Origin of the sequence: Hydrotalea lipotrueae (genome assembly GCF_019249625.1) — a bacterium.
GTDB lineage: Bacteria > Bacteroidota > Bacteroidia > Chitinophagales > Chitinophagaceae > Hydrotalea > Hydrotalea flava.
Window position 1 is genome coordinate 23,330 of sequence record NZ_JAESDL010000028.1, and the last position, 12,678, is coordinate 36,007.

A 12,678-nucleotide genomic window follows, 5' to 3' on the forward strand; every position below is an offset into this window, starting at 1 on the left:
CATGAAAACAAAATTAGCTGCTGTTTTACTTGCAACAACTTTCCTGTCTTGTGGCGGAAATAGGAACCAGGCCGCAGAAAATAAAACTCCCCTTGCAATGGCAGGAACCTGGCAACTGATTACCGGTACTGTGATTCAGAAAAATGATACGGTAGTAACAGATTATACCAAAAATATTTCTTTCATTAAAATTATCAACAATACCCATTTTGCTTTTTTGCAACATGATTTGAACAAAGGAAAAGACTCAGTCGCTGTTTTTGTTGCCGGCGGAGGAAAGTATTCACTGAACGATAGTGTATATACCGAACATTTAGAATATTGCAGTGACAGAAACTGGGAGGGCAATGATTTTACTTTTACGGTTACCATGCACCAGGATACACTTATTCAAAAAGGAATAGAGAAGGTAGATAATGCTGGTGTAAACAGAATTAATATTGAAAAGTATGTTCGGGTAAAATAATCATTGCACAGCCACTAATTTTTATTTTTAGCCACGAATAACGCAAATGAACACGAATTGAAAGGAAATATATTCGTGTATTCGTGGCAATCAAACTTCGCTACAACCAAAATATTCATAGCAATGCAATCATTCGTGGCATCTATACCTTAAATTTGAAGAGAAAAAAGTTATGCCTTCAAAAATAGTGCTGGTAACCGGCGCAGCGGGTAATCTGGGAAAAGCAGTGGCACAAAAATTTGCCGACAATCAATATCAGGTATATGGCTTTGTACACAAAAAACAGGGCAATGATAATGATACAGTGCCTCAAAATCCTTTTATACAAGTGGAATTAGATTTATTAAATGAAGCCGCCTGTAGTGCGATGGTGCAAAATATTACAGAAAGTAGTGGAAGTATTGATGTGGCTGTTTTAACTGCCGGCGGTTTTGCAATGGGAAATATTGCTGTAACCGATACAAAAGCCATTCAGGCCCAGATGCAGTTGAATTTTGAAACAGCTTATAACATAGCAAGGCCGGTTTTTTTGCAAATGATGCAACAAAAACAGGGACGTATGTTTTTAACAGGTTCAAAAGCCGGTTTAAATACTACCCATGCAAAAGGCGTAACGGCCTATGGTTTATCCAAGTCGTTGCTTTTTCGATTGGCTGAAATTATGAATACAGAGGCAAAAGGAACCAACGTAGTTGTTGCTGTAATTGTACCAACGGTTATCGATACGCCGCAAAACAGGGCCGATATGCCGGATGCCGATTTTTCTACATGGACAAAGCCTGAAACTATTGCCCATATTATTTATGATGATGCCCATAAAGCCATTGCTAATGTAAATGAACGGGTGATTATCATATAACTGTATTAAAGCTATCAAAATCTGCAGGCATATTTATTCATTCCTAAGATGCTAAATTTTATAATCATGCAAAACAAATTTTGGGAAATTACAATAGATGTTGTTAATTCTACTTGAATATCTTTAAATTTCTTAATGATGTGCAGGCTTAAAATTGCATTTGAATTGTATTGTTGGTATCTTTAACAGCAGCATCATTGCTTTAAATGATGTTACTACAATAGATTGCATTACGGATTTATGAGAAGGTATTTATTTGTAAATCTTATCTGCGACTTTTGTCACAAAATGCATTTATTTTTATTCAAAACTTTGCAGGATGGAAAATTCAATTCAAAAGCATTGGGACAATGTATATCAAACAAAAGAACCCGATCAAGTCAGTTGGACACAAGCAACGCCAAAAACATCGCTGGATTTTATACATTCATTCGGGTTATCAAAAACTGCAAAAATTATAGATATAGGTGGTGGTGATAGTAAACTGGCAGATTATTTGTTGGAAGAGGGTTTTGAAAATATTACAGTATTAGATATATCATCGCAGGCACTCGAAAAAGCAAAGAAACGGTTGGGCGATAAAGCGCAAAAAATTAAATGGGTGGTGAGCGATATTACTGAATTTAAGCCCGATACAACTTATGATATATGGCACGACAGAGCAACTTTTCATTTTTTAATCACTAAGGAGCAGGTTGCCAAATACCTGTCAATTGCAAGAAATTTCGTTACGGGTTATATCACAATTGGTACTTTCTCAGATAAAGGCCCGGAAAAATGCAGCGGCCTGCAAATTAAACAATACAGCGAAGCAGCATTAACCTCTGAACTACAAAATGGCTTTGATAAAATACGTTGTATCACGGAAGACCATATTACACCTTTTCATACAAAACAAAATTTTCTTTTTTGTAGTTTTAAACGCCATATCAGTAAATAGTTTAAATAAATAACAGGTAACCAATTTGCTTTCCCATTAGGTACAAGTGGTTTTCAAATACCAATTTGTAATGGTTGAAAAGGCATAACAACCTGTCTTAATGTTCGCTGTACTTCAAGTTGCAAAGAAAAATACCTGGAAGAATGAAATAACATACATTCAAACAACAAACAGAAATTGTTACTACTCTTCAGTTTACACAAAATATTCCATCCCGCAATATTTTTCTACCTTTGCCCTCACAAATTGAATCATTCTTAAAAAATAGTATATGCCCGGTTTTGAATTATTTGGCGATGAAGAAAGAAAAGAAGTGAATGAGGTGCTGGAAACAGGTATCCTGATGCGCTATGGTTTTGATGGCCCGCGGAAAGGAATTTGGAAAGCAAAAGAGCTGGAAACAGCCATTACCCAAACCTTTGGATGCGGCTATGCACAATTAACCAGTAGCGGTACTGCTGCCTTAACTACAGCTATGGCGGCATTGGGTATTGGTACAGGAGATGAGGTGATTATGCCCTCCTTTACCTTTGTAGCCAGTTTTGAAGCAGTATTGAGTGTGGGTGCCATTCCTGTACTGGTAGATGTGGATGAAACCCTTACACTGAACCCCGTAGCGGTAAAAGCAGCCATTACACCGGCTACCAAATGTGTAATGCCCGTGCACATGTGCGGCAGTATGGCCAATTTAGATGAACTACAGCAAATTTGTAAGGCTCACCAACTTATTTTACTGGAAGACGCCTGCCAGAGTATTGGCGGTACTTATAAAGGTAAAGCCTTAGGCACTATTGGCCACGCCGGTACTTTTTCATTCGATTTTGTAAAAACCATTACCTGTGCTGAAGGGGGCGTGGTAATGACCAACGATCATGCCTTGTATGAAAAATGTGATGGTTATACCGATCACGGGCATGATCATAAAGGGGTGGACCGTGGTGTGGATGAACACCCTTATTTGGGTTATAATTTCCGCATTAGCGAATTGCATGCTGCAGTAGGTTTGGCGCAAATTAAAAAACTGCCCCGCTTCTTGGCCATACAACGCAATAACCATGGACAACTGAAAAGTATATTGGAAAAAGTATCGGCCATTCAGTTCAGACAGGTACCTGACCCATCGGGCGATAGCTGTTCTTTTCTCAGTTGGTTTTTACCCACCGAGGCCATTACCAAAGCCGTAGTGGCCGAAATGAAAGCACAGGGTATTGTAGCCGGCAATTTTTACTGGTTCGATAATAACTGGCATTATGTACGCAAATGGCATCATTTGAAAAATATAGCCGCATTAAATCCACTGAATGATGCACAACAAAAAGCATTGCTGCAAATAAAAACGCAGGATTTTTCTGCCAGCGATGCTGTGATGAGTCGTTGTATATCTACTGCTATCAGTATGTTGTGGACACCCGAACAAATTACTGAAAAAGGACAAAAAATGGTAGCTGCCATTGAAAAGGTTTTACAACAACATCAGGTGAACGCTTAAATAAAACAGCATGCCGCAGTTTCCTTTTAAAGGTAGTGTAATGCCCGGATGGCAACGTAAATTATTGTATGCAATTATACTGCTGAATATTGTTTTTTTAGCATTTCAGTTAGCAGTCTATTTAAACAATCATACTAAAAGCAGCAGCATCTTTTATATCGTGTATGCATTGCTGTTGATTGCTTATTGCGTGATACGTTTAAGAACCGGGAAAAAACCACGCCATTATATTGCTGTAGAAGCAGATGGGATGGAGTGGAATTTCCCATTGTTTACTGCTCCGGAAAAAATAAACTGGTCGGCCCTGCAGGGTATTCGAATGGTTGGGAATACCTTAATGCTGTGGCCAAAATCAGGTGAAGCAGTTACCATTGATTTGCAGCAGGGTTTTGATGCACCTGCTATACAATCCATTCAAAGTTGGGTGCAGCAACAGGCAAAGGCAAACCAAATTCGTGTGGGTAACTAATGATTATTTGTTTAATGGAGTTTCCCTTCTAATCGGTCTACATATTGCACACTGCCCAACCGAAACCGCAGGGGTAATTTTGTTTTTCGCTCAAATTTCCATTCTTCACGGCAAAAAAAGGGTAATTGACGGGTATAATGATTGGGTTGCAGGCGGAAGGGTGTTATTGTAGCTGTACTGTCGCTCAATGCAGTTGCAGTAGTAGTTACAGGTGTTTGTGCAGACAGGTATATACTACAAATTAGTATAAAAATTAGCATTAAACCGAATAGTTTCGTAGCCATGATGGGTGCATTGTTCGTAAATTTACGGCGTTATTGTGGATGCTGCAATTTCTGTTGAGCCGAATAGCGAACAGAACTTTGCAGTGTGCGACGCAACCGGTGTAAAATAGTAGTACAGGCGCCGGTAACATACAAATATATTTTATTGAGGAAGAAAGATAGATTATGTCATTAAGTCAGGGTTTACAACAAAAATTATTACAAAAATTATCGCCACAGCAAATTCAGTTGATGAAATTGTTGCAGGTACCTACGGCCTATTTGGAAGACAGGATTAAAGAAGAACTGGAAGAAAATCCTGCGCTTGAAATGGAAGAAAATGAGCATGAAGAAGGGATGGAAGCGGAACTGGAGGATGAGTTTGACAGCAGCAATGAAGAAGATTTTGAAAAAGACGGGAGTGAGGATGAATATGAAAATTTGGATTTGAGTGAATATGTGGCGGATGAAGATGGAGAGATTGCTGATTATAAAATGAAGGATGAAAATTATCCTGAATTGGATGATGGCAAAGTAATACCCATTAAAAGTGAAACCAGTTTTTATGAATTATTGGTACAGCAATTAGGGTTGCTGCATTTAGATGAAAAAGATTACAAGATTGCTGAACAAATTATTGGTAGTTTGGATGATGATGGCTATTTGCGGCGTGAACTTTCGTCAATAGTAGATGATTTGGCTTTCAGGCAAAACATTATAACTACTGAAAAAGAAGTGGAAGAACTGATTAAAAAAATACAGCAGTTTGATCCGCCCGGTGTGGCAGCCCGCGATTTGCAGGAGTGTTTGCTGATACAATTGGAAAGAAAAAAGAATGACGGCAAGTCGGTTACGTTAGCCATAGAAATTTTAAAAAAATATTTTGATGAGTTTACCAAAAAGCATTACGAAAAAATTCAGCGGGGAATGAATTTAACCGATGAAGCATTGAAAGAAGTGATGCAGCAGATTATTAAATTAAACCCCAAACCCGGTGGCGATGCCGGTGAAATGAATAAGGTAGACAGTTACATTATTCCCGACTTTTTTATTTTTAATAATGCAGGCAGGTTAGAGCTAAGCCTGAATAATAAAAATGCTCCCGATTTACGCATTAGTGATACCTATCGCGAAATGATGCGGGAATATGAACGCGGCAGTAAAAAAGATAAACGCCAAAAAGAAGCAGTTTTGTTTATTAAACAAAAAATTGATGCCGCCAAATGGTTTATTGATATGATAAAACAACGGCAGCAAACTCTGGCGGTAACTATGGAAGCGATTATGAACCATCAGAAAGATTTTTTTTTAACGGGCGATGAAACTAATTTAAAGCCCATGATTTTAAAAGATATTGCAGAGAAAACCGGCTTAGATATATCAACCGTTAGCAGGGTGGCCAACAGCAAATTTGTGCAAACTGAATTTGGTACCTACCGGTTGAAATATTTTTTCAGTGAAAGTTTAAGTACCGATAGCGGTGAAGAAGTAAGTACCCGTGAAGTGAAAAAGATATTGAGTGATATGATTGAAAGGGAAGATAAGCGAAAACCGTTGAGCGATGAACAATTAACCGATATGTTGAACCAGAAAGGCTACAATATTGCAAGGCGAACCGTTGCTAAATATCGGGAACAATTGAACATACCGGTAGCTCGTTTGCGTAAACAATTATAAAGTATGACAACAAAAAATATGGATATGGAGGAGCAATTATATACTACCCCTGTAAAAAGTTTATGGCTGGTATTTCCGGCTAAAGTGCTTTCGTATTTATTTCATCCTTTGTTTATACCTACTTACTTTTTTTTGTATTTGGTATATCGGTTTCCTTATCTGTTTACAGATATCAGTGTATATCAGTTAAAATTAAAGGTGTTTAGTACTTTTTGGATGACAGCTTTCTTTCCTGCATTTGCTGTGTTTTTATTGTATAAATTAAAATTTGTATCCAGCATTTATTTGCGAACCGCTAAAGAGCGCATAGCACCGTATATGATTACCATGTTTTTTTACTGGTGGATGTATTACCTCAGTAAAAACATGACCAATCAGCCTGAGGCATTGCAGTTTTTTTATTTTGGCATTTTCATCTCAACTTCCATCGGACTTGTGATTAATAATTTTATCAAAATCAGTTTACATGGTATTTCCATGGGTAGTTTATTGGCTGCCATGATATTGCTTTCTTTTTTTTACCAAACACCCATGGGAATGGCCATTAGCATTACTGCGCTTATAACTGGTATGGTAGCTACCAGCCGATTGATTGTTAGCGACCATACCACACAGGAAGTGTATGCCGGTTTAATATTGGGTATAGCCTGCCAATTAATTGGTTACTTTTTTGCGATGTAACCGGGCCACAGCTTTATTTTTAGTTAGCCACGAATTACCCTAATGCACAGGAATGGTGTGGGAGAAAAAATATTCGTGCATTCGCGGCAACATATATTATGCATTGATTGTGGTATAGCCACAAATAACACGAATTTGCACGAAGGGAAATGTGCAAGAATAAACATAAAATCTCTTGTTAGGCTATCCTTCATATTTTTCAATATGAATGTCTGTGGATTAGGATAAGCGCATGTTTAATCGAAATGATTTTAGGGATATTGTCTCGAATTATATTCGAAGATAAATTGGGATAGTTAGTTTCTTACATTTGAAAACATAAAGAAATTATATGGAAAAAATAATTTACAAAGAAGAAAGCTACAGCATTATTGGGGTATGTATGGAGGTTCACAAATTCTTGGGTGCCGGTTTCTTAGAAATTGTTTATAAGGATGCTTTAGAATATGAATTTAAATTAGCAGGGATTCCATTTGAAAGAGAGAAAGAATACGCTGTTAATTATAAAGATTTCATACTTCCACATAAGTTTTATGCCGACTTTGTATTGTACGATAAAATTATTCTTGAAGTAAAAGGGGTTTCTCAAATTGCAGAAGAATTCACAGCACAATGCATCAACTATCTGAAAGTTTCTTGTAATAGACTTTCATTACTTGTAAATTTTGGAGAAGAGAAATTAAGTTATAAACGAATTGTTTTATAGATTTTTCCGAAATACAATAATTTTTTTAGCCACGAATAACACGAATTTGCACGAAGGGAAGTGTGCAAGAGGTATTCGTGCATTCGTGGCAGTAAAATTTATGTATTTGTGGCTTGAACCAGGATAGTAGGCATCATGGTAATTTTTGATTTCACGGAATTAGAAATTAAGCAAGCAGCCTCTGATTTTTGAAGTACCCTTTCTGCTCTTTCCCGGTCTTTTTCATCGGTAATGGTTACCGTGGGTTCTAATACCACTTCACTCATCATAAATTTACCATCTACCTGTTCTAATTTTCCTTTTGACCGGCAACTGAAACCTGTATAGGTTAATTTTGAATTTTCAGCGATGGCCAAGAAAGTAGTCATTAAGCAACTGCTTACGGCTGCCGTAAACAAATGTTCGGGCGACCAAATGCCCGGCATACCTTTCGGAAAATCGGGCGGAGTGGCTACTTCAATACAACTGCCTGCATCTTTGTTTAATTCGGGTGAACACATCACCCCTTTGCGTTCTGAATTCCAGTTCACATCTACCTGATAATAATGTGCTTCCATGGTATTTGTTTTTTATTTTTTAAATTTCTTCTTTACAATTTTCACAATCCATTTCAAATTCCAATGTGCTGTGTCGAATATTTGCATGTTCCAGTTCGTGCCGGATGGCTTCTTTTATGGTGGTGATGGTAGCAATGCTGGCAGAATCTGCCACTACAATATGTGCCGTTAAAGCATTGTAGGTAGTACTGATGGCCCATACATGTAAGTGATGTACACTTAAAACGCCGGGCACGGATTCTATTTTTTTTTGAACATCGGCCAAATGAATGCCTTTGGGTACTGCATCGATCGATAAATTGAAACTGTCTTTCAATAAATTAATGGTACTGAATAAAACAACAATGGCAATCACAATACCAATGACTGCATCGAGCCAATACCAACCAGTATATTGAATCAATATACCTGCAATGACTACACCCAATGAAACCAATGCATCTGCAGCCATGTGCAAATAAGCGCCTTTAATGTTCAAGTCTGTTTCTTTTCCTTTTAAAAATAACAGTGCAGTAGTTGCATTGATCACAATACCAATGCCTGCAACTAATGCCATATTTTCTCCATTAATAATTTCAGGGGTTTTAAAACGGGTAATGCTTTCCCAAATAATAGTTGCCACTGCAATCAACAATATAACGGCATTGATGAGCGATACCAATACCGTAGATTTCCGATATCCATACGTAAAGGTTGCTGTGGGTTTGGATTGCGCTAATCGATAGGCCAGCATGGCCAAAAACAAACCGGCTACATCACTCAGATTATGTCCGGCATCCGACAGCAATGCCATAGAGTGATAATAGAAACCGCTGACTGCTTCCACTATTACAAATAAGGTATTCAAAACAATGCCAATCCTAAAAGCCCTATTCAGGTTACTGATGGTATTGGAATGGTGATGCGAGTGATGGTGATGGTCATGCATTTTACAAATGTTTGTGGGTAATGCGTGGCAACTGTATGGTGGTATAAATTTCTGTATTTTATTTAGTGTAATAAAAATTGTTTTGTAAGTAATATTTATTACCTGTCACCCTTCTCAATGTATAAACTCCAAAAAGTATACAATACTTTAGTGAAAATTTCATTTTCAATGTATGTGCTGTTTCATCCATTTTGGGATGCATTTTATTGAACCAATCTTATGCAATAATTGATTCTACTGATGATTACACTATACTTTAAATCTTGTAATGGGCGAAAAATATTTTCTTAGTAAGGATTTACTTCCTGCTTTTTCTGGTCTTTTTTTGCCACACTGATTAAAAGTACCGGCAATAAAATTAAATTGGTAAGGGTACCCATTACCAATGTAAAGGAAGTTAACCAGCCCAATACCTGCGTGCCGCCAAAATTGCTGAAACAAAAAATCACAAAGCCTGCAATTAACACCAGCGAGGTATAAATAATACTTACACCGGTGTATCGAATGGTTTGTACAATGGTTTGTTTTACCTGAAAATTATAATGGGGTAACTCTTGTTTGAAATTCACCAAAAAGCGAATGGTAACATCAATTACAATACCCAATGCAACACTGAAAACCAAAACGGTAGAGGGTTTGATGGTAATATTCAGCCACCCCATTAGTCCGGCTGTAATGACTAATGGAATGAGGTTGGGAATTAAAGAGCAGATTAAAATACGCAAGGATTTAAAGAGGATAAACATAGCAAGGGCTATTAATAAAAATGCCCAGAAAATACTGTCTTTTAAACCATTGATAATAAAGCTGGAGCCTTCTAAAAAAGTAACACTGCTGCCTGTAAAAGTGATGGTATAATTGGCCGTATCAAAAATTTGATCCGCCTTTTGTTGAAATTGGTGAATGAGTTGTTGTAATGCAATACTGCCTATATCTTTCATATTCACACTAATCCTTGCTTTCTCTTTTTCTGAATCCATAAAACTGTTCATCAGTTTACTGAAACCGGTTTTGTTATGGGTATCAGTCTTTGTCCTTAAGTAAGGAGCCAAAAAAATCATATCACTTTCATAAGGAACAGTATAACTGGCGCTATCGCCATCAAAATAAGCCTGCTTGGCAAATTTCAATCCTTGCACAATAGACAGTGGTTTGGCGGTGGCCGGATTTTGGGCAATGTACTGCGAGAATACATCTATTTTTTGCAATGGCCGGGTAGAGCGGACTAAACCCATTTTCTTTTTGGTATCTACAATAATTTCCAAGGGCATAATACCTTTAAAATTGTTTTCAAACCATTTCAGGTCGGTGTATATTTTATCTTTTTTAGGAAGGTCATCCACAATATAACTTTCACTTTTTAATCGGAAGATACCTGCAATGGCAAACAAAGTAACTGCAATGGTTACGGCATATACCCAACGAGAATGGTAAAGCGCCCAACGTTCAATTCCTACCAATATTTTTTCTAAAATTTTATTATCCAAATAGCGCACATGTTTGGCTTGTGGTGCGGGTAAAAAACTGAGTATAATAGGAATAAAAACCAAAGAAATAAAGAACAAGGCCATGATATTAATACCGGAAACCACGCCAAACTCTTTCAACAACTGACTTTTGGTAAGAGCAAAAACAGCAAACCCAATGGCGGCAGCTAGATTGCAGAATAAGGTAACAATACCCATACGGCCAACCATTTGAATCAGTGCCTTTTCCTTATCGCCTGTATCTCTATAGGCCAAATGGTATTTATTGAGAAAATAAATGCAATTGGGAATACCAATTACAACAATTAAAGAAGGGATTAAAGCTGTTAATAAGGTGATTTTATAACCTATTAAAACCATGGTGCCGAGTGTAGTAATCACCCCGAAGCCAACTACCAGTAAACTCATAATAGTTGTGCTTAATGAGCGGAAGAACAGGAATAATGTTATGGCAGAAAGCAAAAATGAACCATAAATAAACCAGTTCATTTCCTGTTTAATGCGGTTGCTGATGATGGTTCTAATATATGGTAATCCACTTAAATATGTTTCAATACCGGTTTGTTGTTGAAAGGCATCTACCTTATTCTGTATGCGCTGAATTAAAAAAGTGCGGGCCTTGCTGTTAACGGAATCATTATTCAGCGTAACGGCCATTAAATAAGCATGGGTTTTCGGATTATACAACAGATTGCGATAAAATGGCAGGTTATTGAATTGGTTTTCATCCTTTGTTAAGGCATCTTGTGTGGTATAAGGATAATGAAATATTTTTTTTGGAACTAAGGCTTCCGTGACACTGTCTTTTACAAGATTAAAAGCGTCGGGAATGCTCAAAACATTTTGTACTGCCGGAATGGTTTTTAATGTTTTGCCTAAGTTGGTTGCGGCATTAAAAAGTTTTGGGGTATAAAAAGCACTGTCTTGTATGCCAATCACCATTATGCCACCATCACTGCCAAAAGTTTTTAAAAATGCTTCATATTCCTTATACTTTTGGTTATTGGTGGGAATGGCTTTGGTAAAATCATAACTCAACTGCACTTTTGAAGCCTGCCAGCCCATAAAGCCAATTACTAACAACAATACAAATAACAATACAATTCTATACTTAATAATAAACTTACCTAATGAGTACCACATGTGGTTTGGTTTGATGATTTCCGGTTCTGCAAATAAATAAAATAAAACGCAGAATGAAACTTGTAGTACAATATTTACATGACTTGTAGCCATTTAGATACACTTTGATTAAAATATAGAAATGATAAACTTTCGTTAAAAGACGTTTGTATATTAGTGTTGCAATTCCAATTTTCTATGAAGAGTACCACACGCATAATGCTATGGGTATTTGCCACACTTGGAGGATTTACCCAGGTACAATCACAAACCAGTGGCTTATGCAACAGCGCAGCTTTAAAGCCTGTGTTTATTCAGGATTTTGGAACTGCAAGTTCTCCAACTGCTACTTCAGAGGCTGCTCCTGGTTCAACCAGTTATATTTATGGGAACGTGGGTACCGATGGGCATTATATTATTACACCATTAGTACAAAATGCCCATAAAAGTGACTGGGCAATCGGTGGCGACCACACTGGTAATACCAATGGTAATATGTTTTTAGTGAATGCCGGAGGTAATAATTCCATTTATTTCAGAGATACCGTTAGTAACTTATGTGATGGCTCTGTTTTTAACTTTTCAGCCTGGTTAGCCAACGTTAACTCTCCAAATACACAAACAGTTTGTGGATCAGGACTGGTTTATGCCAGGGTAATTTTTAATGTAAAGGATTTGAATGGGAATATTTTAGGTACCATAACAACCGGTAATTTGCCCTTGTCTCCCACAGCCGGTCCATTAAACTGGAACCAATACGGCTTTCAGTTTGCTTTACCTGCCGGAATGAATACGTTAGTGTTAGAAATGGTAGACTATTATGGAGGCGGTGCACAATGTGGCAATGATTTGGCATTGGATGATATATTATTTACTGCCTGTACCCCCAACGTAACAGCCAATATTACAACAGCAAATTCGGTTTGTGTGGGTAGTACAGCCAATATAGTGGCTTCCTTGGTCAACAATCCTTTCACAGCACCTGCTTATCAATGGCAAAAAAGTACGGATAATGGTACTACCTGGAATAATAT

The 12,678-nt window shown here is 37.4% G+C and carries 13 protein-coding genes; 9 read left to right on the forward strand and 4 right to left on the reverse strand.

Annotated elements, in window-relative coordinates:
- Position 1 precedes the first annotated feature (1 nt).
- From JK139_RS13685 to JK139_RS13705, 5 genes are all read left to right on the forward strand, one after another.
- Positions 2–466, forward strand: coding sequence for a lipocalin-like domain-containing protein (locus JK139_RS13685; RefSeq protein ID WP_074420062.1), 465 nt, complete (start codon positions 2–4; stop codon positions 464–466).
- Between the two features lie 172 nt (positions 467–638).
- Positions 639–1,325 (forward strand): SDR family NAD(P)-dependent oxidoreductase, encoded by a 687-nt coding sequence (locus tag JK139_RS13690; protein ID WP_074420063.1) that lies wholly within the window; start codon positions 639–641, stop codon positions 1,323–1,325.
- Between the two features lie 319 nt (positions 1,326–1,644).
- A complete protein-coding gene (locus tag JK139_RS13695) occupies positions 1,645–2,265 on the forward strand; it encodes a class I SAM-dependent methyltransferase (protein WP_074420064.1) in 621 nt (206 codons plus the stop codon).
- 271 nt (positions 2,266–2,536) lie between these two features.
- Positions 2,537–3,754 (forward strand): DegT/DnrJ/EryC1/StrS family aminotransferase, encoded by a 1,218-nt coding sequence (locus tag JK139_RS13700; RefSeq protein ID WP_218331629.1) that lies wholly within the window; start codon positions 2,537–2,539, stop codon positions 3,752–3,754.
- 10 nt (positions 3,755–3,764) lie between these two features.
- The gene (locus JK139_RS13705; RefSeq protein ID WP_074420066.1) at positions 3,765–4,223 is read left to right on the forward strand and encodes a hypothetical protein; all 459 of its coding nucleotides are present in this window, start codon (positions 3,765–3,767) and stop codon (positions 4,221–4,223) included.
- 11 nt (positions 4,224–4,234) lie between these two features.
- Here the strand turns inward: JK139_RS13705 and JK139_RS13710 are convergent, their stop codons facing one another.
- Entirely contained in the window at positions 4,235–4,507 is a 273-nt protein-coding gene (locus JK139_RS13710) for a hypothetical protein (RefSeq protein ID WP_074420067.1), read from the reverse strand.
- Positions 4,508–4,672: 165 nt separating this feature from the next.
- On the opposite strand from JK139_RS13710, the gene rpoN reads away from it, so the two are divergent.
- From rpoN to JK139_RS13725, 3 genes are all read left to right on the forward strand, one after another.
- Positions 4,673–6,163, forward strand: coding sequence for an RNA polymerase factor sigma-54 (gene rpoN, locus JK139_RS13715; protein ID WP_074420068.1), 1,491 nt, complete (start codon positions 4,673–4,675; stop codon positions 6,161–6,163).
- 3 nt (positions 6,164–6,166) lie between these two features.
- Positions 6,167–6,844 carry a hypothetical protein gene (locus JK139_RS13720; RefSeq protein WP_074420069.1) on the forward strand — a complete coding sequence of 226 codons (678 nt, stop codon included), beginning with the start codon at positions 6,167–6,169 and terminating at the stop codon, positions 6,842–6,844.
- Positions 6,845–7,175: 331 nt separating this feature from the next.
- Complete coding sequence (locus JK139_RS13725; RefSeq protein ID WP_074420070.1) at positions 7,176–7,550, forward strand: GxxExxY protein; 375 nt, start codon at positions 7,176–7,178, stop codon at positions 7,548–7,550.
- Positions 7,551–7,648: 98 nt separating this feature from the next.
- Here JK139_RS13725 and JK139_RS13730 read toward each other — a convergent pair whose 3' ends face one another.
- From JK139_RS13730 to JK139_RS13740, 3 genes are all read right to left on the reverse strand, one after another.
- The gene (locus JK139_RS13730) at positions 7,649–8,107 is read right to left on the reverse strand and encodes an OsmC family protein (protein ID WP_074420071.1); all 459 of its coding nucleotides are present in this window, start codon (positions 8,105–8,107) and stop codon (positions 7,649–7,651) included.
- Between the two features lie 19 nt (positions 8,108–8,126).
- Positions 8,127–9,035 (reverse strand): cation diffusion facilitator family transporter, encoded by a 909-nt coding sequence (locus JK139_RS13735; RefSeq protein WP_074420072.1) that lies wholly within the window; start codon positions 9,033–9,035, stop codon positions 8,127–8,129.
- 287 nt (positions 9,036–9,322) lie between these two features.
- Positions 9,323–11,665, reverse strand: a complete 2,343-nt coding sequence (locus tag JK139_RS13740) for an efflux RND transporter permease subunit (protein ID WP_218331637.1) — start codon at positions 11,663–11,665, stop codon at positions 9,323–9,325.
- Positions 11,666–11,842: 177 nt separating this feature from the next.
- Between JK139_RS13740 and JK139_RS13745 the strand changes: the two genes are divergently transcribed.
- Positions 11,843–12,678 (forward strand): hypothetical protein (locus tag JK139_RS13745; protein ID WP_218331639.1); only part of this gene is annotated, 836 nt, incomplete at its 3' end.